Below are 24220 nucleotides of genomic sequence, written 5' to 3' on the forward strand. Positions count from 1 at the left end.
TCAGTAAAAGTGCGAGAAAATAACGCCATGAGCCCGCGTAAGAATTATCCCAAAAATCGTAGGCCTAAAAGTGGCGATGATGAACCAATCACAATCGCTTCTAATCAAAGTTTTGAAGAAGATGACAATGGTTTATGGATCGTTAGAAAGTTAACGGGATCTGCTGCAAATAAACCATATCGCTGCCCTGGTTGCGACCAGTTAATTCCGATGGCAACGCCACACACAGTTGCATGGCTTGAAGGCGATGAAGATAACCGCAGACATTGGCATAACGCATGCTGGACCAAGCGAAACAATCGCCGTCCTCGTACAGAACGTACGCGCAATGCCCCTAGATATTAACCGAGGCGACCCTTTAGCAATTTAGTTACTTTCACAATTAACTTATCGCTTCCTGGTGTACGAGAGAAACTTGTAAATGCAATCGGCAATTGGAATCTGGCACGCACAACAGTGCGCGGATAAGTGAATTCGAGAATTCCTTCAGGTCCGTGGATGCGACCGTAGCCGCTATCTTTCACACCGCCGAATGGCACTGAATCAACAGCTGCAAATGAGATCACGGAGTTAATGGCAACCATGCCGGTGTGAAGCTGTGAAGCAATGTGCTTGCCGCGACGCTTCGACCAGACAGCAGCGCCAAGTCCGTACCGACTGGCATTGGTAAGGCGAATTGCTTCAGCCATTGTTTTCACACGGTTAATTGCAATTGTTGGCCCGAAGGTTTCTTCAGTCATTGCAATCGAATCTTCGGGAACATCGCAGAAGATCACTGGTTCAACAAAGGGAGCTTTTACAGAGCCAGAGCCACCCATCAAAACTGTGGCACCACGTGCGATTGCATCATCGATATGAGATTGAATAATCGGAATCTGCTTGGGCATTGTGGTCGGCCCATATTTTCCATGCCCTGGTGCACCTGGGCGGATATCTTTCGCAATCTCAAGAACTTTCTCAATGAACTTATCGGCAACGCGTTCATCAACATATACGCGCTCTGCACCGATACATGTTTGGCCAGCATTGGAAAAAGCTGACCAGACTGTGGCATCAGCAGCTCGCTTGATATCAGCATCGTGAGCGACGATGACAGGATCTTTACCGCCGCATTCAAGGACTACAGGGGTCATGTGGGCCGCGCAGGTTGCAGCAACAATCTTTGCGGTTCTCGTTGAACCCGTGAAAGCTAACTTGTCGATGCCGCTCTCGCAGAGGAACTTTCCTGTTTCCCCAAGACCGGTAATGCAGGTAAATACATCGGCAAAGAGAGATGAATCTATAAATGATTGTGCGAGGTATTCACCGACTGCAGGTGTGTATTCACTCGGCTTAAAGACAACGGTATTGCCAGCGGCAAGTGCATAAGCGATAGAGCCAAGGGGAGTAAAGACGGGATAGTTCCAAGGTCCAATGACTCCAACGACTCCCACAGGTGATCTTTCAACCGTTGCTGACATATTTGCCATCAAGAGACCAGGAGAGCGATGAGAGGTACGCATTACAGATTCTGCGTGACGAGCAGCCCACGCAATATGACCTGCTGCAAGGGAAGCTTCTAGCTTTGCATCACTGACTGGCTTTCCAGTTTCGAGTGAGACTAGCTCTGAGAGTGAATCAATATTGTCGAGTAGATCAGTGCTCCACTTCAGCAAGACTTTGCGGCGTCCACGGAAACCCAGCTCGCGCCATTCGCGTGAAGCTTCACGAGCGCGTTCAACGGCAGCAACGACGGCTGTCTCGTTATAAATCTCGTGAGAAGAAATCACTTCATTTGTTACTGGATTATGCGAATCGAATGTTGTCGTTGAGTCAGCCATGAGCAAAGACTAGACTCCCAACTATGTCGGAACCAATCCGCCCCAGCACAATTCTTCCGGGTCTACGCACACCTTTTACGGTGACCACCGAAGATGGCCAGACTTTAATCGGCGAAGTAAGCGCACCGCTAGATAACCCAACTGCTGCAATTCTCTGTTGCCATCCCAACCCAACGGGTGGTGGAATGATGGATAGCCATATCTACAAAAAGGCTGCCAACCGCCTACCTGCGATGGCTGGCATCACCGTTGTTCGTTTTAATACTCGCGGCACAACGAGTGAAGCCGGAACAAGTACCGGTACATACGACAATGGTCGCGCAGAAAAATACGATGTGGAAGCGATGATTCGATACTGCTTCGATACATTAAAACTTACGCAGCTTTGGGTTGTTGGTTGGTCATTCGGAACCAGCATTGCAATTAGCCATGCACGCGATCCACGCGTTAAAGGACTCATTCTCTTAAGCCCAACACTTCTCGATATCGTCGATGGCGATCTTGAATTCTGGGCTCAAGACGGAAGACCAATCACAGCACTTATTCCCGAACATGACGATTACTTAAAGCCTGATCAAGCAAAGGTTCGATTCGCCGTTGTTCCACAGATCAATCTCATTGCAGTTGATGGTGCAAAGCACTTATGGGTTGGCGAACCTTATGTTCATCGCGTTCTGTCGGAAATTACTCAGATAGTGGCGCCGGAACGACTTCCTTTACCTACCGACATCTAGCGATTGAAATCTAGTTAAGACTTCTCAGCGCGAGGATAGACAACTTCTTCCAGAATAAGGATGATCGAAGCAGCTACTGGTACTGCCAAGAGTCCACCGACAAGACCAAGAAGTGATGTTCCCAAGAGTGCGGCAATGATTGTGACTGCGCCTGGAACATTGAGTGTGCGCTTCATAATCTTCGGAGTCAGAATGTAATTTTCGACTTGGACGTAAACAACGTATCCAACGAAGGCAATGACACCGACTGTGACAGATTCAGTCAGAGCAATAATGGTGAAGATTGCTGAACCAATGAAGTGGCCAATCAAAGGAACCAATCCACAGATAAAGATGATGATTCCGATTGCAATAGGGGATGGAAGGCCAAGGAGTGCTCCAAAGATTGTCATAAAGAGAGCTGCAAAGAAGGAGACCAGAATCTGGCTGCCAACGAAGGCGCCCACGCGGGAAATAATCGCCTCGGTAAGAGCTGCCACACGTGGTCTGCGGCTTGCAGGAACAAGCTTCAAACCAAGCTCAGTTGCTTGTGGCAGCGATGTGATGAAGTAAAGGGTTAGAACCAAGATTGTAAGCGCTGTAAATGTTCCAGAGAGAACAGATTTTCCAACACCGATTACTCCACCGAATGCGGTGATCAGAAGCGTCCCATCGGAAGTAACGCTATTTAACTTCTTCTGAAGAGAATCGATGATTCCATATTGCTCATTGAGGTTTGCAATAGTTGTGTTGTTTTTGAGGTTCTCAAGAAGTGCGGGTGCTGTCTCGATCAGGTGTGTTCCTTGCGTGACTAGCGGCGGAACTACGAGTGCTGCAAAGAGTCCGACAAAAGCAATAACTGCAACAAAAATTACAGCGACTGCGCCGGCTCGAGATAGTCCGCGTCGACGAATTGCTTCGACAGCAGGATTAAGGCCAGTTGCCAAGAAGAGTGCAACGAGGATCAATACAAATACGCCAGAGGCGCTAGCAAGTGCTCGCATCATGACAAATGCGGTGAGAGCCCCCACTGTTGCCACAAAACCGAAATAGAAGGGATGTCCGCGGTCGATAGGTGCGCCAGCGGCACCAAAATCAGGAGTTGCGGGTGATTCTTTTGGTTTTCTCTTCATGCGCTCTGAAATGGCCATGCTTTATTGTAAAGGTACGAGAGAATAACCCCATGGCCTTACGGATAACTGGACTCGGCGAAGAAATCGCAGCAGTCACAGGCCTACCGTGGAATGTGCCTCTGGAAGAGTGGCCTGAAGACCCAATGCTCGCCGAGAAGCGCGGTATCTCGCGCCACATCGTGCGCCTAGTCCGTTCTACCGATGATCCTGACTCTGAGGTCTATGCGGTTAAAGAGACTGTCTCTGAATTTGCTAACCGTGAATACAAAATCCTTCGCGAGCTAACACACCTAGATTCTCCAAGCGTTCAATCGATTGCCGTAATTGAAGGTCGCACCGATAAGAATGGCGAAGAACTTCCTTGCGCTCTCGTTACTCGCTTCTTACCGTACTCACTTCCATATCGCGTAGTTCTAAGCGACAAGACCGTAACTGCAGAAGATGTCACCTTGATGGCAAACGCACTGGCGTTATTGCTTGTTCGCCTGCACTTGCTTGGTTTTTGGTGGGGCGATTGTTCACTTTCCAACACACTCTTCCGCCGAGATGCTGAGGCGTATGCGGCATATCTTGTAGATGCCGAAACTGGTGAGTTCCAAAAGTCGTTGACTGCAGGTCAGCGCGAACACGATCTAGAAATCGCACACTTCAACGTTGCTGCAGAACTTGAAGATCTGCAGCTGTCTGGAGTTCTTTATCCAGGTATGGATCCAATCCGCGCGAGTACCGCTCTTATTAAGCGATACCACCGACTTTGGTCTGCACTGAAAGATCGCCAAGTACTTGATCCAACTGATCGCCATGCAGTTGAACGCGCAATGCGCCAGTTGCATGACCTTGGCTTTGCAGTGGAAGAAGTATCTGTATCAATGGAAGAGGGCGAGAACGAAGGCAAGTTGGTCTTCCAGCCAAAGCTTGTTGCTGCCGGGTATCACAAGAACCGTCTTCGTGAATTGATGGGTCTTGAAACTGAAGAGCTACAGGCAAAGCGACTACTTGCATCATTCGATCGATTCAGAGGCCGCGAAAAATCTCCTAAGCCACCGATGCATGATTCTGCAAAGCGTTGGCTCGATGAAGTATTTCGTCCGACCGTTAATTTGATTCCACCAGAGCTAGAAGGACGAATTGAACTTGCTCAATTTTTCCATGAAGCCCTTGAACACCGCTGGTATTTGAGTGAGCGCGCAGGCCACGATGTTGGACTAGAGTTTGCTGCGAAGTCATATGTAACAGAAGTTTTGCCATACCGTCGCGACTCTGGAGTCGATGTACGCGTTGATGGCGCGATGCAATAGCGAGGAAGATGCCATGAGTTTGCCACCTAACTTTTCACAAGCGTTTGATCTCAGCTCACTTGGAAAGCCAAAGGCAGATACATCAACTCCAGCTCCAGGCCTCGAAGTAACCGCGCAAAATTTACAGACCGAAATTCTTCCGCTCTCGGAAACCAAGCCAGTTGTCATTTTATGTTGGACTCCTCGCTCTATTGAATCCCTCGAACTTCTTCGCACTCTAGGAAAACTTGAAGCAGAAGATTCAGGAAAGTGGGTCCTTGCTTACGTCAATATCGACGAACAGGCGCCAGTGGCTCAAGCTTTGCAAGCGCGAACAATTCCTTACGGTGTTGTCTTCATCGGAGGACAAGCAATTCCATTCTTAGAACAACCGCTGAGTGAAGCCCAACTTCGCGAAGTTATTCTCAAGATTCTGACCGTTGCAGCACAGCAGGGAATCGGTGATGAGCCAGTTGAAGCAACTGAACCTGAAGAGGATGAAGCGCTAGCTGCCCTTGATCAAGGTGATTACGCAACTGCCGAAGCTGCATATAAGCGACTGCTCGCCAGAAAGCCAAACGATAATTATGCAAAGTTAGGTCTTGCCCAAGTTCAACTTCTTGCACGTACTCATGGCGTCGATGCAGCGAAGGTAATGGAAGAAGCCGTAAAGAACCCTGACGATATTGAACTTCAGATTCAATGTGCCGACGTTGAAGTAATGAGCGGTTATCTCGAGCCAGCATTTGATCGTTTGCTTCGGCTCTTGGTTCTCTTTGACGGAGACGAACAGAAGCGCATTAAAGATCGCCTCCTTGAACTCTTCGCCCTGGTTGACCCAGCAGATCCACGCGTTATTAAGGCTCGAACTCAGCTTGCGAATGCCCTCTTTTAATGGCTAAAGACATTCACCATAAGTTAGAGCAGAGACTTCTACATACAGTCTTCTTCCTCTTTGGCTTTGGCATCATGGCGTGGGTTCCACGCTTTCCTGAAGTAAAGGCAAATCTAGGTCTGCAAAATGGTGCATTCGGTTCATTGATGAGTACTGGATCCATCGGTGCATTCTTTGGTCTACTCACCGTCGGACACATCATCCATAAATATGGCGCTCTTAAAGTAACTATTGCATCGATACTCATTCTCTTTTCAAGCTTGGGTGTGCTCGTTCACCTCAATTCAAGCTTCTTATTCCTCATCTTCAATATCGCCTTTGGTTTCGGAATTACAGCAGTCCACGTCTGCCTCAATAGCCAGGGCTTTCACTTCCTTGAGCGCAGCAAAATCAATCTGATAACAAGTACTGCTGGATACTGGAGCGCAGGTGCGCTCAGCACAGCAATTCTTTCGGGTGTTTTAGTTGGCCGAGTAGGTCTCATAGCTCACGTCAACTTCTTATGCGTAACACTCACAATCGCAATGATTGCAATCGTCTTAAGACTTCGTCCTGTCTTACTTGAATCAAACACTGATTCCGATCACGACTACTCAATCAAAGATATCTTCACTGGTTTCAGAATTGATTGGCCGGTAAGTCTTGGAATGGCATGTGCTGTCTATCTTGAATTCGCAATTGGTGACTGGGGAACAATCTTTACTAAAGATCGCCTCGATATCGATGCCGGCCTCAGTACTGCGCCATACATTGTCTTCACAGCGATGATGATCTTTGGTCGACTACTTATCCACAAACTTATTCCACGCGCTCCACTGGATCTCTGGGTTAAGCGCGCTGCACTATTAGCTGGCGCTGGCTTCGGAATCTGCATCATCACCGCAACGCACCTGCCTGCAACGCTGAAGTGGTGGTCTTACGGCCTCTTCGTTCTAGCCTTCTTCTTCGCGGGGCTTGGCTCATCATTCTTAGGACCTTCCTTCTTTGCCGCAGCTAACCGCCGCTCATCCCTGCCTAGCGCTGTGGTTGTAGGCCAATTTGGCGTCGTCAATAACGTACTTCTCTTTGGAATTAAGTGGATTGTTGCCTGGACGATTCAATTCACAGGATCGATTGCGCTTGCGATGATGATTCCAACAGTGATGATGTTGGCAACTGTCTTCTTTGCTGATTCACTCAAAGAAAACTCAAAGTCTAAAGTTTAAACGCGCTCAAACCAGACTGTGGCAAGAGGCGGGATTCTCACCGTTGCATACAAGTTGGTATCAACATCGACAGCAAATGAGTTATTGGTAATTCCGCTGCCGCCATATTTAAGATCATCTGTATTTACCACTTCACGCCATACTCCTGAAACTGGAAGTCGAAGTGAATATTGCTCGTGTGGAACAGGCGAAAAGTTAGTTACGCAGACAACAGGAATTCCCTTATCTGACCAGCGAACAAATGCGAGAGTATTACCGGCTCCATCATCGCCAACGATCCATTGAAATCCATCTGCGAAGATATCTTTCTCCCACATTGATGGAAGTCCTTTGTAGCTCATATTGATATCGGCAAGCGCTTTCTGGACACCGTTATGTTCTGCAAATTCGGTGAGATACCACTGAAGCCCTGCCTCTTGGTTCCACTCATCGTTCTGTGCAAATTCTTGTCCCATAAAGAGCAACTTCTTACCTGGGTGCGCCCACATAAATCCATACAGCGCGCGAAGTGTTGCCAGCTTCTGCCAACGATCTCCTGGGAATTTATTAACCAGCGAACCTTTGCCGTGAACAACTTCATCGTGAGAAAGCGGAAGCATAAAGTTTTCAGACCACGCATAAAGAATTGAGAAGGTAATTTCATTGTGGTGATACATGCGGTGAATGGGTTCGTGCTGCAGGTATACGAGGGTGTCGTGCATCCAACCCATATTCCATTTAAAGCCAAAGCCAAGACCGTTACTTGAAGTCTCTTTAGTAACCCCGCCCCAGGCAGTTGATTCTTCGGCGATCATCATGATGCCTTGGTGGTGCTTATAAGCAGTTGAGGTCGCCTCTTGTAGGAGCTGAACCGCCTCAAGGTTTTCACGTCCGCCGAACTTATTAGGAAGCCACTCGCCTTCTTTACGCGAGTAATCGAGGTAGAGCATGGATGCCACCGCATCAACGCGAAGGCCATCGATATGGAACTCTTCTAGCCAGTACAGCGCGCTAGCAACAAGGAAGTTACGTACTTCATTGCGACCAAAGTTAAAGATGAGAGTTCCCCAGTCAGGGTGTTCTCCTAAACGAGGATCAGCATGTTCGTAAAGTGCTGTGCCATCAAACTTTGCCAGTGCCCATTCATCTTTAGGAAAGTGCGCTGGAACCCAGTCGAGAATGACGCCAATATCTGCTTGGTGAAGTGCATCAACCAGGAAGCGGAATTCATCGGGTGAACCAAAACGTGAAGTGGGTGCAAAGAATGAAGTTACTTGATATCCCCATGAAGGCGAATACGGGTGTTCGGTAATTGGTAGGAATTCAACGTGAGTGAAACCTTGTTCGAGTACATATGCAACAAGTTCATCTGCCATCTGCAAGTAAGAAAGACCTGGTCGCCATGAACCGGCATGGACTTCATAGACCGAGACAGGAGAGCGCCAAGGTTGGTAGCTCTTTCTATCTTCCATCCACTGTGAATCGTTCCAGTTGTAATTCGATTCAGTGACAACAGATGCTGTGCGCGGAGGATGTTCTGTAGCACGCGCCATTGGGTCTGCGTGATCTACCCATGTGCCGTTGATTGTGCAGATTGCAAACTTGTAACAAGTATTTGGTCCAACGTCTGCAACAAAAATTTCCCAAATACCTGTGGAACCTGCGCGCACCATTGGGTGTGTATTGCGATCCCAGAAGTTGTGATCGCCAACAAGGCTGACCGCTTGGGCATTGGGAGCCCAGACTGAGAATGCTGTTCCGATAAGTGAGCCATCTGCATCGCGCTTGATATGAGCTCCGAGTACATCCCACAAGCGTTCGTGGCGACCTTCAGAGATGAGATGGAAGTCGAGTTCGCCCAGTGTTGAATAAGGATTGAGGTATGAACCCTGAGGAAGATAGTTATTTTCTTCACCCGCTGCACTGCTCTTAAAGAGGCGGGAGAAAAAAGACATGCGTAATCTTAAAGCTTTACCTGCGCAATGTGAACGACTTTGCCCGACAACCTTGTTGGATCAAGGCGCACATAGGTGTGTGCTGACCAGTTATATGAGGCTCCATCAATTAAATCCGTTACCTCAAAGTTATCGTGGTGCAATCCAAGGTCGCTCATATTCCAATGAACTGTTGTCTCTTGAGCAAATGATGGATCTAGGTTGATTACGACAAGAATTAGGTTATCTCCCTCGCGCTTTGAATAAGCGATGATGGAATCATTTTCGGTTGTATGGAAACGAAGGTTGCGAAGGCGTTGAAGAGCAACGTTCTTCCTGCGAATCGAGTTCAATTGAGTGATAAATGGCGAAAGAGTTAGCTTCTTCTTTGTAGCGCCATCCCAGTCGCGGACCTTGATTTCATACTTTTCAGAGTCGATATATTCCTCACCGCCCTCTTTAAAGCGACGGTGTTCGTAGAGTTCATAACCTGCATACATTCCCCATGAAGGAGTCAGCGTTGCAGCAAGGGCTGCTCGAATTGCAAAGATTGCTGGATTTCCTGATTGCAGATGGAAAGGCAAGATATCGGGAGTATTGACCCAGAAGTTCGGTCTGAAGAATGCGCTGGTCTGTTGAGAAACTTCCGTGGCATATTCAGTCAGCTCTTGCTTGCTGGTGCGCCATGTGAAGTATGTATAGGACTGGTGGAAGCCCGCCTTACCCAGCGCATGCATCATCGATGGCTTGGTAAATGCTTCGGCCAGGAAGATGACATCAGGATGTTCTGCGTGAATAGTCTTCATGATCTCAGCCCAGAAGTGGACTGGCTTTGTATGTGGGTTATCTACGCGGAAGATGGAGATTCCCTTTGAGATCCAGAGACGCAAGATGCGAAGTGATTCAGCAACGATTGCGTTGTAATCATTATCAAAGTTGATCGGATAGATATCTTGATACTTCTTTGGAGGATTCTCTGCGTATGCAATCGTTCCATCCGGACGAGTTGTAAAGAATTCAGGATGCTCAGTTGCCCATGGGTGATCAGGTGATGCTTGAAGAGCAAAGTCCATCGCTACTTCAAGACCCTGCTTCTTTGCTGTCTTTACGAAGTTTTCAAAGTCAGACATGGTGCCCAGTGCTGGATTAATCGCATCGTGGCCACCTTCTTTATTGCCGATTGCCCAAGGAACACCTGGGTCAGTCGCAGTTGGTGTCAGAGTGTTGTTCTTGCCCTTACGAAACTTGGTTCCGATGGGATGAACAGGTGGGAGATAGAGGATGTCAAAGCCCATGGCAGCAACTGCAGGAAGGCGAAGTTCAGCAGTCTTGAAAGTTCCACTGATGACATTTCCATCAGCGCCAACTTTGGCACCTTCACTACGTGGAAAGAATTCATACCAAGAACCGACTAGTGCACGCTCGTGATCTGCGCGGATTGGGTAGTGAATAGTTGATGTGACAAGGCGGCGTGAAGGATTGGCGGTGAAGTAGTCGCGAATTTCTTCTGTGGAGGTCTGTGAGAAGCGGTTCATGGCAGAGAGTGTTGTATCGCGCAGAATCTTGATAGCTGCAGTGAGCATTGATTTCGCAGATGGGTCTTCAGCCAACTTCTCTTCAAAGATGGCGCGCCCGATTGTGCACATGAGTTCAGCATCGATATCGGCAGGAATCTTGATTTCAGCATCATGGATCCATGTTGCAAATGGATGGTCATATGAATCGATGGTGAAGGTGTAATCGCCCTGTGCTGGAATGCGTACAGAGCCTTGATAACGGTCTCCGCCGTGCCATTCTTCACGCATTACTGAGCGAGAAAGCTCTTTACCTTGCGAGTTATAGAGAACTACATCAGCACCGAGTAAATCGTGGCCTTCGCGAAATATTGTTGCACTTACTGGAATCTCTTCACCGGCGATTGCCTTTACAGGAACGAAATCTCCCCCAAAAAATACTGTGGGGGAGATGTCGGTGACGGGGATTCTATTGATCAACCTGAACCTTCAGTGTTGCCAGCATCTGCTGAACGTACATCGAAAATACGATACTTATCAATAGCTTCTTGAACTACAGATTCCTTAACTTCTCCTGCCTTGGCTAGCTCTGCAAGAGTTGCAACGACGATTGATTCTGCATCGACCTTGAAGTGGCGACGAAGAGCACCGCGAGTATCTGAAAGACCGAAGCCATCAGTACCGAGTGAGTGGAATGCGTTCGGTACCCATGGAGCAATCTGATCCTGCACAGCGCGCATGAAGTCAGAGACTGCAATGACTGGGCCTTCAGTTCCCTTGAGCTTGTCATGAACGTAGGCTGTCTTCTTATCCTTCGGATTGAGCATGTTGTGGCGATCTACTTCTAGACCATCGCGACGAAGTTCATTCCATGAAGTTACTGACCAGACTGAAGCTGAAACGCCCCAATCTTCTGCAAGAAGCATCTGTGCCTTAAGAGCCCAGTTAACTCCAACGCCTGATGCCAAGAGTTGCGCGTTCTTCTTGCGCTGCTTTGAACCAGGTGCGTAGAGATAGATTCCCTTAAGCAGACCTTCGAGATCCAAGTTATCTGGTTCAGCTGGTTGCATGTATGGCTCGTTGTAAACGGTCATGTAGTAATAAATGTTCTCGCTGTTTTCACCGTACATGCGACGTAGACCATCTTTAAAGATATGTCCGACTTCGTATGCAAATGCTGGGTCGTATGAAACGACTGCAGGGTTTGTTGCAGCAAGTAGGTGTGAATGGCCATCTTCGTGCTGCAAGCCTTCGCCGTTAAGCGTTGTGCGGCCTGCAGTTGCACCCAATACGAATCCGCGGACCAACTGGTCAGACGCTGCCCAGAAAGCATCGCCTGTGCGTTGGAATCCGAACATTGAGTAGAAGATGTAGATCGGAATCATTGGTTCATCATGTGTTGAGTATGAAGAACCAACAGCGGTAAATGAAGCAACAGATCCTGCTTCGTTAATACCTTCGTGAAGAATGACACCAGCTGTTGATTCCTTGTAAGACAACATCAATTCGCGGTCTACTGCCATGTACTGCTGACCATGTGGTGAGTAGATCTTCAGTGATGGGAACAATGAGTCGAGACCGAATGTGCGTGCTTCATCAGGAATGATTGGAACAAGGCGGCTGCCAAGTCCTGGATCCTTGATGAGGTCCTTCAACATACGAACAAATGCCATGGTTGTTGCAACTTCTTGCTGTCCTGATCCACGACGCACTGATTCGTAAGCTTCATCAGCTGGCTGTGTCAGTGGGCGCGAAACCTTGCGACGGCTTGGAATTGATCCACCGAGTTCACGACGACGCTCTTCGAGGTACTTCATCTCTGCAGAATCTGCAGGAAGCTTGTAATAAGAAGGTGTGTACTTATCCAAAGCGCTATCTGGCAATGGAATTTCAAGGCGATCGCGGAATTCGATGATGTCTTCAAGAGTCATCTTCTTCATCTGGTGCGTTGAGTTACGTGCTTCGAAGTGCGAACCGAGAGTCCAGCCCTTAACTGTCTTAGCCAAAATTACTGTTGGGCGACCATTCTTTTCAGTTGCAGCTGTATATGCCGCAAACAACTTGCGATAGTCGTGGCCACCGCGCTTGAGGTTCCAGATCTGATCATCAGACCAACCAGAGACCATTGAAGCAGTGCGTGGATCTTTATTGAAGAAGTGTTCGCGAACAAATGCGCCACTTTCAGCCTTAAATGTCTGGTAATCACCATCAAGAGTGGTGTTCATCAAGTTAACAAGTGCACCTTCACGGTCTTGAGCTAGGAGTGGATCCCAACCGCGACCCCAGACAACCTTGATGACATTCCAGCCTGCACCACCGAAGATTGATTCGAGCTCTTGAATAATCTTGCCGTTACCGCGAACAGGTCCATCAAGACGCTGCAAGTTACAGTTAACAACGAAAGTAAGGTTGTCGAGCTTCTCGCGAGATGCAAGACCGATTGCACCCAATGTATCGACTTCATCCATTTCACCATCGCCAAGGAATGCCCATACGTTCTGATCGCTTGTGTCCTTGATGCCACGGTTATGGAGGTAGCGGTTAAAGCGCGCTTGATAAATTGCATTGAGTGGTCCGATACCCATAGACACTGTTGGGAATTGCCAGAAGTCCGGCATCAAACGTGGGTGTGGGTATGAAGATAATCCGCCAGCTGTATGTGAAAGTTCCTGACGGAATCCATCGAGCTGATCTTCTGAGAAACGTCCTTCAAGGAATGCACGTGAGTACATACCTGGAGATGCATGGCCCTGGAAGAAGATTTGATCTCCGCCGCCTGGGTGATCTTGTCCGCGGAAGAAGTGGTTGAAACCAACTTCATATAACGCAGCAGATGATGCATAAGTAGAGATATGTCCGCCTACGCCGATTCCTGGGCGCTGTGCACGGTGAACCAAGATTGCTGCGTTCCAACGAACTGCTGCGCGGATACGACGCTCAATATCTTCGTCTCCTGGGAATTCTGGTTCGTTCTCTGGAGAAATAGTGTTGATGTAATCAGTTGTACGAAGTGAAGAGAGTCCGATGTTCTTCTCGTGCGCTCGCTTGAGAAGTGACAACATCAAGTAACGAGCACGGACTGGGCCAGCAGCGGTCAGCGCTGCATCAAAGGACGCTTGCCATTCAGCTGTTTCAGAAGGATCTGTATCTACTAATTGGTCGATTATCTGATCTGGCGATCCAGCGAATTCGGTCATGCCCGTATTCTCGCGCCAAAGGGGGATGAGCGCAAAAAAATAGGCTGTGAGGCAGGTTAAACCCTTGTAAATATCCGTCTCATCCGTTGGACTTATCCCGTGGCAATGCGCATGGGTTTTGCTAAAGGAGAGCTCATCCTCGAGATCGGCTACGGGCCTGATTGTGATGATGCTCTACGCGCCGATATCAAGAAGATTGTGGCCACTGCTTTCCATGAAGATACAACCACCGAAGTCGTCGATGCCGTTCTCCTCTGGTTCCGCGATGGCGATGGAGATCTCGTCGATGAATTGATGGATGCAAGTACATACCTTTCTGAGACAGGACCCATTTGGGTGCTCACCCCGAAAGTCGGCCGCGATGGCCATGTTGAGCCAAGTGATATTCAAGATGCAGGACCTACATGTGGTTTGAGTCAGACATCAACGATTGCAGTTGCTAAAGATTGGACTGCAACTCGTCTAGTGGCACGCAAGGCGGGCAAGCGATAGATTCGCGCCATGACACTACAAATTGGCGATGCAGCACCAGATTTTGAATTGAAAGATCAGAACGGAAATAAAGTTCAGCTCTCTTCATTTAAGGGCAACAAGAACGTAGTCGTTCTCTTTATTCCATTCTCATTCACCGGAACTTGCACAGGCGAACTCTGTGCAATCCGCGATGACCTAGCTGCTTTCCAGAACGACAACGTTCAAGTACTTGCGATCTCTTGCGACTCAATGCACACACAGCGCATTTTTGCTGAGCAAGAGGGATACAAGTTCCCCGTTCTTGCAGACTTCTGGCCACATGGCGCAGCTGCAAAGGCATACGGAATCTTCAATGAAGATCTCGGTTGTGCAATGCGCGGAACATTCATCATCGACAAAGAAGGCATCATTCGCTGGACTGTCGTAAATGGCCTTGGCGATGCTCGCAACAATGGTGATTACAAGACTGCGATTGCAGCGCTCTAATCCCGCATACTTCACGCACGATTTTCGTTCTTTCGCGTATATAAAGTAGTATTCGCAAGTCCGAAAGCCAGCTCACGCTGGTACCGGGTGGTTAGCTCAGTGGTAGAGCGCCTCGTTTACACCGAGGATGTCGGGGGTTCGAAACCCTCACCGCCCACAGTTCTTTTCTTATCAAACTCTAGTTTCATCTCTTGATATCTCATCAACGTAAATTGAGCATGCAGAACAACCTCATCCTTCGCAGACTTTGTTGCTGCATTGAGCGGTTCGACGATGCAGTCGCCTAAAGCGCAGAGAAACCTAGTCAGATCAAATTGCACATCGGAATTTCCTCGACCTAGCTGTGTCAGCAAAATAGTCGTCAATGCCGATTTCTTGTCTTCAGGTACCAAAACAGAAGAAGCACGCCATGCGGTCACTGCCACCTTATCGTTCGAATCAAAGAGATGCTCATGTGTGATGAGTGGATAGAACTGCTTGTCAGCAATCTTGGTAAGTGTGTGCAGTGCCTGGCTTTTTGCTTGAGGATTTTCAGAGATCAATTCAGGCTTAAGGCGTTCAACCACTCTAGGAACTTCATTTCGCATAAGCGCCCATGTGAGTGTGTCTCGCACAAAGAAATCAGTTTCGAGGGCGCATTGTGAGACTAAGACATCGATGTATTCAGGCTTAGGAAATGTACCTGCGGCAAGTGCTGCTTTCAGGCGAACGGATTGATCGGGCGATTCCAAATGTGCTTTAAGAGTCGCCATAAGAAAAGGGTGTGGTTACTTACCTTCGTAAGCATTCTTCATCGCAGCTAGATCAATCTTCTTCATCTGAAGCATCATTTCCATGCGAGGAGAATAGCCGACTGTTTACTGGTTGATACGGGCCTTAAGGAGCTTCTTAATGAGCCCTTTAGTAAGTGGCTTATCTATTGGGATATGGATGGCGCTCTTGGTGGTGGAGTACTTCGCGAGTTCATCGGGAAAGAGATGAAGAATCGAACCACTAAATGGGTAATAACCAACATGCTTCTTATTCGCTAGCAATCCGGCGACGATTACATCACCGACCCTAAATGCGGGCATTCCGTAACTGACAATCTCTTCTGCTGCAGGAACAATTTCAAGAATTCGATCGCGAATTTCCAACATTGTTTCGCGATGCGGCGATGGAGCTGTGGCATAGAACTTCTTAACTGCTGCCGGAATCGCCTTTGCCATGCGTGAATATTACAAGTGAGGTGGATATCAAGTAAGGTTTGCTCAAGAATTACATATCGAGCCCACTTATCTTGAGGAGTACGCCGTGAAAGCCAGCGTCAGCGACCAGCGTTCTATCCTCGATATCCAGAAGTTCGATCTCCAATCCGCCACCTTGCGCAATAAGGCGGCAACCTTGCCCGAGCTCGCTGAACTCTCATCAACAACTATTAAGCAGAACAATGTCCGCGACCTTCGTATTGCAGCCGAGACTGAACTCAACGATGTGAAGCGCGAACTTGCTCGCGCTGAAGGCGATGTTGAGCAGATTGTTACCCGCATCGAGCGCGATGAAAAGCGCCTTGCTTCAGGCACTGGAACACCAAAAGAGCTTGAGCAAACTCAGCATGAACTTGGCACTCTCGGTGCACGTCGCGCTGAACTTGAAGAAGTCGAACTCGAAATCATGATGCGCGTTGATGGAATTAAAGAACGCATCACAGTCCTATCGGGCGAAGAGAACGAACTCGCGGCCGTTATTGCTGACCTCAATATTCGCAAAGAGAACGCTCTTGCTGCAGTTCATACTGAACTTGAAGGCATCGAAACTGATCGCAAAGCCACAACACAATCTGTTGGCTCAGAAATTCTTGCTCTCTACGAGAAGATCCGCGAAGCAAATAACGGTATTGGCGCAGCTGCTTTAGCTGGCAATCAGTGCAAGGGTTGCAACCTAACTCTGAACACCATCGAACTTCAACGTATTGCAGGCCTTAGTGCAGATGAAGTTGTTCGCTGCGAAGAGTGCCGCTGCATCTTGGTGCGTGATCACTAGTGGCACGTCACTTCAAACTTACTGCTGATGGCGGATCTCGCGGAAACCCAGGTCCTGCAGGATATGGAGCCGTAGTCACTGAAAGCGGAAAGATTGTTGCCGAACTCTTTGATGTAATCGGCGTTGCAACCAATAACGTAGCTGAATACAGCGGACTACTTGCGGGCCTTTCACACATTAATAAGTTGGACGCCCAAGCAACTGTTGAAGTCGCCATGGATTCGAAGTTAGTGGTCGAGCAGATGTCTGGTCGCTGGCAGATTAAGCATGCAGATATGCGCGATTTAGCTAAGCAATGCCGCGATGCGCATCCGGCCTCGCTTGTTACGTATTCATGGATTCCACGCGATGAGAATTCACATGCAGACCGCCTTGCCAATAAAGCACTTGATGGCGGCAGCGCACATAAGCCAGCACCAGTTATTCAACAGAACTTCCTTACCGATCGCCTGCGCAGCGCAGAGATTCCTACCTTTATCTACTTCGTTCGCCATGGCGAAACTGTTTTAACGCCAGCTCGTAAGTTTTCAGGAACTGGCTCACTTGATCCAGAGCTGATGCAAGAAGGCTTAGATCAAGCAGATCTCGTGGCAGAAGAGTGCGCAAAGTTAGGTGCGGAAATCCTGATTGCATCACCGCTAAATCGCACCCGCCAAACAGCAGAAGCAATCTCTCGAGCAACCGGTCTTGAAATCATCTTTGATAAAGCTTGGTACGAACTCTCTTTCGGTTCATGGGATGGAAAAGCTATTGAAGAGGTAAGGGAAGAAGAGCCGGATAATTACCAGGCTTGGATTAACTCATCTTCTTACGCACCTCCTGGCGGGGGAGAGTCCTATGACGAAGCTTCTATCCGCATTGAAGAAGCTCTCGAAAAATTAGTAGCTGAGTACCCTGGCAAGAAGATCATCGTGGTGACTCACAACGGAATCGTTAAAACTGCCGCTAAATTGGCAGTTGGTGGCCCTAGTGACGCCGTGTTTCACATGGATGCAACACCTTGTTCGATATCTTCTATCTCTATTTGGCCATCCGATGGTCTTCGCGCCCTGCGATCATTTAACGAAAGAGGACACCTCCGTTGATTTCATCTACTGAATGGCTCGTCACAGTTGGCGTGCTCGGCGCTGTCATCGTCTTCGACCTCATTCTTGCTATCGCACGACGCAATAAAGAGACAACGTCTCGTGAAGCTCTTGGTTGGACTCTCTTTTACGTAGTTGCAGCGATTGCTTTTGGGTATTTGCTTCCCAACTGGGCGCCACACGAGTACCGCAAGGAGTTCATCGCTGGATGGCTTACTGAGTACTCACTATCGGTCGATAACCTCTTCGTATTCATCATCTTGTTGGCAAATCTCAAGATTAAGAAAGAATCGCAGCAACTCGTTCTTCTTTACGGAATTATGATTGCGATTGTTCTTCGCGTCATTCTTATCTTCCTTGGCGTAGCACTGGTAACTCGCTTCACCTGGGTCTTCTTCTTCTTTGGTGGATTCCTTATCTTTACCGCCTACAAACTGGTCAACGAGAAGGAAGAAGTTGAGGGTGATGAAGCCAAGCTCGTAAGCTTCTTGCGAAAGCGCGGATTCAGTAACTTTGGAATCGCTCTCGTCGCACTCGGAGTCACGGACCTCATCTTCGCTCTCGATTCCATCCCAGCAATCTTGGGTCTTACAACAAGTAGCTACGTCGTTATCACTGCAAACATCTTTGCTCTGATGGGACTTCGCCAGCTCTACTTCTTACTCCAGGGTCTAATGGATCGCTTGATTCACTTATCGCGCGGACTTGCATTTATCTTGGCATTTATCGGAGTGAAGATGGTTCTCCACGCGATTCATAGTCTGGGCGTCCACGTTCCTGAGGTATCTCTTGAACTAAGCCTTGCCGTGATCATCACTACGCTCACAGTCACTGCAATTACTAGCCTTTTTGCGACAAGAACTTCTAAGGGCTCTAAACAGTAAATACCTGTGCAGATTTTGGAATGATGGCATTCCATCCGAGCTCAGTCGATAAACGTTGTTGCATGTGTTCTTGACCCTGTAATTCTCCATGGACAACGAACGCTTGCTTGGGCTGTTTCGCCTGCTTAAGCCATCCAATCAATTCATCTGAATCAGCATGAACTGAGAAACTTTCCACTTTAGAGATGTGTGCATTTACTGCAATGAGTTCACCATGAATCTTGAGTTCAGTGACACCTTCCTCAAGTAAGCGACCACGGCTACCTTGCGCCTGATAGCCCACGAGAATCACCGTGTTCTTTGGATCTGGCAGCATATTTGCAAGATGGTGAACAACTCGACCACCAGTGGCCATCCCGCTTGCAGAGATAATAATTGATGTGGTTTCAAGATCATTTATCGCCTTCGACTCTTCGGTCGTAGCCATCTGATGTAAGTCACCTGCATCGAATGGGTCTTGATCAAGGAATCGATCTGAAACTCCATCACGAATTTCAGGAGATCGTGCGGTAATTGCTTCTCGGTAAAGATTAAGAGCTGATAGCGCCATTGGTGAATCCACATAAATTGGAATTGCCGGAATCTTTTTCTCAAGAATGAGCTCTTTAAGCGCCATCAGAATCACTTCAGTTCGGTCAACTGCAAATGCTGGAATAAGTATCGAGCCACCGCGAGCGATTGCATCATTGAGCTCTTTCGCAAAAGTCTCTGGGGTGGTGTCATGGATTCGATCTCCATAAGTAGATTCGGTAACCACAACATCAAAATCCTTCTGTGGTGGATTGTCCGGGTTAGAGAGAAGAGGATGGTTATTTCTTCCCAGATCGCTTGTGAAGAGGAAGAACTTTCCTGCTACCTCAATCTCAACGTAACTTGAACCAAGAATGTGTCCGGATGGATAGAAAGTTACAAAGGCATCTGGAGCAATCTGCACGCGCTCACGAAAAGCGCGCTCACGTAGATGGTCGATTGCCTTTTCTGCATCGTCAGAGTTGTAAAGAGGCTGTGGATCCTTGTGGTTGGAGTAACCCTTCTTCGCTGCGTATTTTGCATCTTCCATCTGCAGACGAGCCGAATCTCGAAGAATAATTTTCGCAATGTCGTTGGTGTATCGAGTGCCATAAATCTCTTTGTTGAAACCTTGTTTGATTAAAAGAGGAAGGTAACCGCAGTGATCGAGGTGAGCATGGGTAAGAACCACAGCATCGATTTGCTTGGCATCGATTGGGAATGGATCCCAGTTCTTGCGCTGGACAGACTTGACGCCTTGAAAAAGACCGCAGTCGACCAGGATTTTGCTTTGTGGGCTGGAGATTAAGAAGCGACTTCCGGTCACGGTATCTGTTGCGCCAAGAAATGCGATAGTAACTTCACTCATATCCATAGGCTATCGTTTAAAAAGAGAAGTAGCCTTGCTTTATGAGCGGAAGAAAATTCAATTGGGCGCTTCTGGGCGCTTCTTCCGGGACACTATTACTGGGATTTATTGTCGAGCAGTCATGGATTCTTGCCGGCGTTATCGGACTCGTCCCTGCAATTACTTGGCTCGTAAATGACCTAAGAGATAAGACCATGGGATCCGATGTTTTGGCTGTTCTTGCACTCTTGGGTGCGCTCTTCACGGACGAACTTTTCGCCGCCGCAGTTATATCGGTGATGCTTGCAACAGGTCGAGTTCTTGAAAGCTGGGCCGAAGGGCAAGCAGAACGACAGCTCAAGGCTCTTCTTTCTAGAATGCCGCGCAATGTTCATCGAGTGAAATCTGATAAATCGATTGAAGAGATAGATATTGAAGATATTGAAATAGGTGATCGACTCTTAATTCGTTCAGGTGAAATCACTCCCACTGATGGCTTACTGCTTGCGTTAGCCACTCTTGATGAATCAGCGCTTACGGGTGAGCCTCTTCCAGTTCTTCGTCCATCAGGTGATGAAATATCAAGTGGGGTGCTTAATGCGGGTGCTCCGTTTGAATACACCGCAACGTCCACATCTGAAAACAGTACCTATGCTGGAATCATCAAATTAGTGAAAGCAGCCCAAGCAAAATCTGCGCCGGGTGTGCGACTAGCGAATACCTGGGCACTCCGATTTGTTCCAGCCGCACTTTTGATTGCAGCGCTGGCTTGGGCGCTATCTGGAGATATCGATCGGGCGGTGGCTGTACTAGTCGCCGCAACTCCTTGTCCGCTAATTCTTGCAGTACCAATAGCAATCGTTGCCGGTCTTTCGCAGGCAGCTAAGAACGGTGCGATTATTAAGGGCGGCGGAATTCTAGAACTTCTTGCAAAGACCGAGACTGTTCTTCTTGATAAAACCGGAACGCTCACCCATGGTGGCCCTGCTGTTTCAGATATCAATACTGAACCCGGAATCAGCGACGATGAGCTACTACAACTTGCTGCATCTGCTGATCAGTACAGCCCTCATATTGTCGCAAAGGCACTTGTTCAAGAAGCTCAAAAGCGAAACTTACTGCTTACCTCTTGTACTGATATCGAAGAGATCCCTGGACATGAAATCGCTGCAACTATCGATGGAGCCCGAATTGTTGTTGGACAAATGCGATATGAGAATCCAAATTGGTTGCATTTTGCAAAACCGCTTATGGTTGCGGTGGCGCGAGATGGAAGACTTATTGGAGTAATTGGTCTGGATGATCCAATTCGCGAAGAGTCTGCACAAATGGTTGCAGATTTGAGCTCTGTCGGTGTAAAACATATTGCTCTTGTTACTGGCGATAGAGAAGAGACAGCGCGAGAAGTGGCAGCGTCTGTAGGAATTACGGAGGTTTTCTCAAACGTCACAGCTGCAGGAAAATTAGAAATCACAGAAACAGCAAAATCAAAAGCATCAGGTTCTGTCATTGTTGTAGGCGACGGCATCAACGATGCACCCGCTCTTGCCGCAGCCGATGTGGGAGTCGCTATGGGCGCGCGAGGAGCATCTGCCGCTAGCGAGGCAGCCGATGTAGTTATTGTTGAAGATTCCATTGATCGCCTGACCCGCGCAATTCGTATTGCAAAATCTTCACGGCGAAAAGCGCTTCAAGCCGCTGGAATCGGAATGGGTCTCTCATTTATCGTGATGGGAACAGGCGCAATCGGATACACAAATGCGAGTCAAGGTGCCATCGCACAAGAGGTAATCGATGTAATTGCGATTCTTTGGGCGCTCACCGCACTCAAATCCAGCGCACAATAAATCCCGTACCATTAGGTAACGAAGAGTCGCCCGGATCACCGCGTTGTCGCAAGACACCGAGGAAAGTCCGGACTTCACAGAGCAAGGTGGTGGGTAACGCCCACCTGGAGCAATCCACGGGAAAGTGCAACAGAAAGTAAACCGCCAATAGCAATATTGGTAAGGGTGAAACGGCGGTGTAAGAGACCACCAGTACGAGTAGCAATATTCGTAGCTATGTAAACCCCACCTGAAGCAAGACCAAGAAGATAGTGCGTTGCTCGCGCAAGCTATCGGGTAGGTTGCTTGAATCTGTAAGTAATTACAGATCTAGATGGATGGTGATCGGTTCGCAAGAACTACAGGATCCGGCTTATAGGGCGACTCTTCTTCAAACCTTCTGAGTGAAGTTATGGCACTAAACTATTTTCTCCATGTGATGCGCACCTGTTACACCCGAAACAAACTTTATTATTCGTGAAGATTTAGTGTCAATAACTTTAAATCCTTCCCGCTCATACAATTTTCGAGCACGTTCATTTTCCAAAATAACCTTCAATGTGAGTGAAGAATATAATTCTGATTGAGCTCTTTCGGTAAGTTTATCTAGCAACATTTTCCCAGCGCCTAGTCCACGTGCTTTGCCGTCTACCGATATTGCTTCGATGTACATCTCATCTGGATTGGGAGAATAAGAAAACAACGAGAAAATCGCTCCAGCTCGCAAGAAGCGTAAAAGTCCTAGTTGTTTGTAGAGAATCTTTCCGCTCTCGGCTTTGAATCCAGAAGCATTGGATGTTGCAAACAGCGCAACACCGATTAGTTCGCTTTCTAGAAATATTGTCAAAGTTTGGTCAGGGTTAATTGATTCATTCCAGAATCGAAGCCGATCTTTTTGAAGCGGAATTGCTGTGGAGAATTTACTTGCGAAAGCTTCATCGAAAAGTTCTGCTACCCGGCCAGCTTGCGTAGCTAAATACCCCGCTCTAACCTCTAACGCTCCCATTGTTTATCCATTTCTAAACTCTATCGCATTAATGAAATTCAAGATTAGAGACTAAGAAGAGTCTCGCTACTTGAATTGATTCTCACTCAATGTAGAAAGCAATGAACCAAATAGAAGGATCCGGCTTACAGGGCGACTCTTCTCTAAATTAGTGATTAAGGATCATTTCTCACAAGGAAATGGTCCTTAATTGTTTTCAAAACTCAGCAGAACCTATAAAGGTTTATAAGGTTTTAGTGGGGATTTTGTGGGGAATGTGGGCTAAAACGTGGGTAGATTTCTGACTACAAACAACTTTGTCTGCAGTCAGAAACCTTCCTATTAAAGCGTTGGGTAATCCGTATAGCCCTTTTCGTCGCCACCATAAAACTTTGATCCATCTGCAACGTTGTATGGACCATCAGTCTTTAGGCGCTCCACTAAATCAGGATTTGAAATAAAGAGTTGACCGAGTGAAACCAAATCAGCTACGCCAGATTCGATGTATTCCAAATCCGCCTTGCCCTTCATTTTTTCACCAACAAAAGTGTTTACGATCAAAGAATTCGACCACCATGTGCGAACCTTCGTCAGAAGTCCATTTTGCATTGGGTTCTCCATGAAGTGAAGGTAAGCCAAATCGAGCGGTGCCAATTCTTTGATGAGTGCCTCATATGTGGCTTCAAAACCCTCTTCGGCTATTCCATTGAAGGGGTTAGCGGGAGAGATTCTGATGCCGACCTTCGATGATCCAATCTTTGCTGAGACTGCCTTCGCAACCTCAACAGCGAACTTAATTCGACCTGCGACTGAGCCACCCCATTGATCTGTGCGGAGATTTACATTTGTAGATATGAATTGGTGCACCAAATAACCATTGGCGCCATGAATTTCGACGCCATCAAACCCTGCAGCAATTGCATTTTCTGATGCACTTACAAAATCATTAATCGTTTGCAGAATGTCCGCTTCAGTCATTTCCTTAGGCACTTCGAAAGCTTGTGGACCTTTTGAGGTGTAAACCTGGCCTTCGGCGATTACTGCTGAAGGAGCAACGGGCACGAGTCCTTCTGGAAGCAGATCCTTATGGCCGATACGTCCTGTGTGCATGAGTTGAGCAAATATGACACCACCTTTTGCGTGGACGGCGCTTGTTACTTTCTTCCATGATTCAACTTGTTCTGCCGAATGCAATCCTGGAGTACTTGGGTAGCCCTGTCCCACGATTGAAGGTTGTGTGCCTTCAGTGATGATTAATCCTGCCGAAGCTCGTTGTGCGTAGTAAGCAGCCATCAAATCTGTGGCAAGTGCACCAGGATTTCCGGCACGGCTACGTGTCATGGGAGCCATCACAATACGGTTTTGAAGCAGTTTTCCAGCAAGGTCGTATGAACTAAATGCTTTTGTCATGTTTATTACTTTCTAAGAGATGAA

21 protein-coding genes, 1 tRNA gene and 1 other RNA gene are annotated in these 24220 nt (G+C 47.8%); 13 read left to right on the plus strand and 10 right to left on the minus strand.

The features are described from left to right. Positions 1-27: 27 nt before the first annotated feature. A complete protein-coding gene (locus tag AC8GFK_RS01440; RefSeq protein WP_506625432.1) occupies positions 28-345 on the plus strand; it encodes an Rv1322 family protein in 318 nt (105 codons plus the stop codon). Here AC8GFK_RS01440 and AC8GFK_RS01445 read toward each other — a convergent pair. Next, the gene (locus AC8GFK_RS01445; protein WP_506625433.1) at positions 342-1820 is read right to left on the minus strand and encodes an aldehyde dehydrogenase family protein; all 1479 of its coding nucleotides are present in this window, start codon (positions 1818-1820) and stop codon (positions 342-344) included. The two genes, AC8GFK_RS01440 and AC8GFK_RS01445, sit on opposite strands and share 4 nt — an antisense overlap. A 23-nt stretch (positions 1821-1843) precedes the next feature. On the opposite strand from AC8GFK_RS01445, the gene AC8GFK_RS01450 reads away from it, so the two are divergent. Further along, positions 1844-2554, plus strand: a complete 711-nt coding sequence (locus AC8GFK_RS01450) for an alpha/beta hydrolase (RefSeq protein ID WP_506625434.1) — start codon at positions 1844-1846, stop codon at positions 2552-2554. Positions 2555-2568: 14 nt separating this feature from the next. On the opposite strand, the gene AC8GFK_RS01455 is transcribed toward AC8GFK_RS01450, so the two are convergent. Then, entirely contained in the window at positions 2569-3684 is a 1116-nt protein-coding gene (locus AC8GFK_RS01455) for an AI-2E family transporter (RefSeq protein WP_506625435.1), read from the minus strand. 32 nt (positions 3685-3716) lie between these two features. Between AC8GFK_RS01455 and AC8GFK_RS01460 the strand changes: the two genes are divergently transcribed. From AC8GFK_RS01460 to AC8GFK_RS01470, 3 genes are read left to right on the plus strand one after another with little or no spacing between them, the layout of a single operon-like run. Beyond that, on the plus strand, positions 3717-4964 hold the full coding sequence (locus AC8GFK_RS01460) for a DUF4032 domain-containing protein (RefSeq protein WP_506625436.1): 1248 nt from the start codon (positions 3717-3719) through the stop codon (positions 4962-4964). 13 nt (positions 4965-4977) lie between these two features. Beyond that, positions 4978-5838 (plus strand): tetratricopeptide repeat protein, encoded by an 861-nt coding sequence (locus AC8GFK_RS01465; protein WP_506625437.1) that lies wholly within the window; start codon positions 4978-4980, stop codon positions 5836-5838. Beyond that, complete coding sequence (locus tag AC8GFK_RS01470) at positions 5838-7043, plus strand: MFS transporter (RefSeq protein ID WP_506625438.1); 1206 nt, start codon at positions 5838-5840, stop codon at positions 7041-7043. The genes AC8GFK_RS01465 and AC8GFK_RS01470 overlap by 1 nt, the downstream gene beginning before the upstream one ends. On the opposite strand, the gene glgB is transcribed toward AC8GFK_RS01470, so the two are convergent. Genes glgB through aceE form a run of 3 tightly spaced genes read right to left on the minus strand, consistent with a single transcriptional unit; the run spans position 7040 to position 13667 of the window. Next, positions 7040-8977 carry a 1,4-alpha-glucan branching protein GlgB gene (gene glgB / locus AC8GFK_RS01475; protein ID WP_506625439.1) on the minus strand — a complete coding sequence of 646 codons (1938 nt, stop codon included), beginning with the start codon at positions 8975-8977 and terminating at the stop codon, positions 7040-7042. The two genes, AC8GFK_RS01470 and glgB, sit on opposite strands and share 4 nt — an antisense overlap. A gap of 8 nt (positions 8978-8985) precedes the next feature. Next, a complete protein-coding gene (locus AC8GFK_RS01480) occupies positions 8986-10950 on the minus strand; it encodes an alpha-1,4-glucan--maltose-1-phosphate maltosyltransferase (protein WP_506625440.1) in 1965 nt (654 codons plus the stop codon). Continuing rightward, positions 10947-13667, minus strand: coding sequence for a pyruvate dehydrogenase (acetyl-transferring), homodimeric type (gene aceE, locus AC8GFK_RS01485; protein WP_506625441.1), 2721 nt, complete (start codon positions 13665-13667; stop codon positions 10947-10949). Before aceE ends, AC8GFK_RS01480 begins: the two co-directional genes overlap by 4 nt. 111 nt (positions 13668-13778) lie before the next feature. On the opposite strand from aceE, the gene AC8GFK_RS01490 reads away from it, so the two are divergent. The 3 genes from AC8GFK_RS01490 (at position 13779) to AC8GFK_RS01500 (ending at position 14784) form a co-directional block, all read left to right on the plus strand. After that, entirely contained in the window at positions 13779-14159 is a 381-nt protein-coding gene (locus AC8GFK_RS01490; protein WP_506625770.1) for a DUF3052 domain-containing protein, read from the plus strand. Positions 14160-14168: 9 nt separating this feature from the next. Beyond that, positions 14169-14627 carry a peroxiredoxin gene (locus AC8GFK_RS01495; RefSeq protein ID WP_095673179.1) on the plus strand — a complete coding sequence of 153 codons (459 nt, stop codon included), beginning with the start codon at positions 14169-14171 and terminating at the stop codon, positions 14625-14627. Positions 14628-14712: 85 nt separating this feature from the next. Then, positions 14713-14784, plus strand: a tRNA-Val gene (locus AC8GFK_RS01500). Here the strand turns inward: AC8GFK_RS01500 and AC8GFK_RS01505 are convergent. Then, positions 14744-15379 carry a HEAT repeat domain-containing protein gene (locus AC8GFK_RS01505; protein WP_506625771.1) on the minus strand — a complete coding sequence of 212 codons (636 nt, stop codon included), beginning with the start codon at positions 15377-15379 and terminating at the stop codon, positions 14744-14746. The two genes, AC8GFK_RS01500 and AC8GFK_RS01505, sit on opposite strands and share 41 nt — an antisense overlap. Before the next feature lie 105 nt (positions 15380-15484). Further along, a complete protein-coding gene (locus tag AC8GFK_RS01510) occupies positions 15485-15835 on the minus strand; it encodes an iron chaperone (protein ID WP_506625442.1) in 351 nt (116 codons plus the stop codon). Between the two features lie 85 nt (positions 15836-15920). Here AC8GFK_RS01510 and AC8GFK_RS01515 point away from each other — a divergent pair, with 85 nt between their 5' ends. The 3 genes from AC8GFK_RS01515 to AC8GFK_RS01525 are packed head-to-tail and all read left to right on the plus strand — an operon-like array spanning position 15921 to position 18618. Then, a complete protein-coding gene (locus AC8GFK_RS01515; protein ID WP_506625443.1) occupies positions 15921-16649 on the plus strand; it encodes a zinc ribbon domain-containing protein in 729 nt (242 codons plus the stop codon). Beyond that, positions 16649-17734: a bifunctional RNase H/acid phosphatase gene (locus tag AC8GFK_RS01520; RefSeq protein WP_506625444.1), complete on the plus strand. Its 1086-nt coding sequence runs from the start codon at positions 16649-16651 to the stop codon at positions 17732-17734. The genes AC8GFK_RS01515 and AC8GFK_RS01520 overlap by 1 nt, the downstream gene beginning before the upstream one ends. Next, positions 17731-18618, plus strand: coding sequence for a TerC family protein (locus AC8GFK_RS01525; RefSeq protein ID WP_506625445.1), 888 nt, complete (start codon positions 17731-17733; stop codon positions 18616-18618). The genes AC8GFK_RS01520 and AC8GFK_RS01525 overlap by 4 nt, the downstream gene beginning before the upstream one ends. Here AC8GFK_RS01525 and AC8GFK_RS01530 read toward each other — a convergent pair. After that, positions 18608-19996 carry an MBL fold metallo-hydrolase RNA specificity domain-containing protein gene (locus tag AC8GFK_RS01530; protein ID WP_506625446.1) on the minus strand — a complete coding sequence of 463 codons (1389 nt, stop codon included), beginning with the start codon at positions 19994-19996 and terminating at the stop codon, positions 18608-18610. The two genes, AC8GFK_RS01525 and AC8GFK_RS01530, sit on opposite strands and share 11 nt — an antisense overlap. 41 nt (positions 19997-20037) lie before the next feature. On the opposite strand from AC8GFK_RS01530, the gene AC8GFK_RS01535 reads away from it, so the two are divergent. After that, a complete protein-coding gene (locus AC8GFK_RS01535) occupies positions 20038-21822 on the plus strand; it encodes a heavy metal translocating P-type ATPase (RefSeq protein WP_506625447.1) in 1785 nt (594 codons plus the stop codon). Between the two features lie 22 nt (positions 21823-21844). Further along, an RNA gene (rnpB, locus tag AC8GFK_RS01540) (RNase P RNA component class A) lies at positions 21845-22193 on the plus strand. A gap of 26 nt (positions 22194-22219) precedes the next feature. Here the strand turns inward: rnpB and AC8GFK_RS01545 are convergent. After that, positions 22220-22807, minus strand: a complete 588-nt coding sequence (locus AC8GFK_RS01545; protein ID WP_506625448.1) for a GNAT family N-acetyltransferase — start codon at positions 22805-22807, stop codon at positions 22220-22222. A gap of 321 nt (positions 22808-23128) precedes the next feature. After that, positions 23129-24196 (minus strand): alkene reductase, encoded by a 1068-nt coding sequence (locus AC8GFK_RS01550; protein ID WP_506625449.1) that lies wholly within the window; start codon positions 24194-24196, stop codon positions 23129-23131. Positions 24197-24220 lie beyond the last annotated feature (24 nt).

It is taken from the genome of Planktophila turicensis (SeqCode) (genome assembly GCF_965234405.1).
Lineage (GTDB): Bacteria > Actinomycetota > Actinomycetes > Nanopelagicales > Nanopelagicaceae > Planktophila > Planktophila turicensis.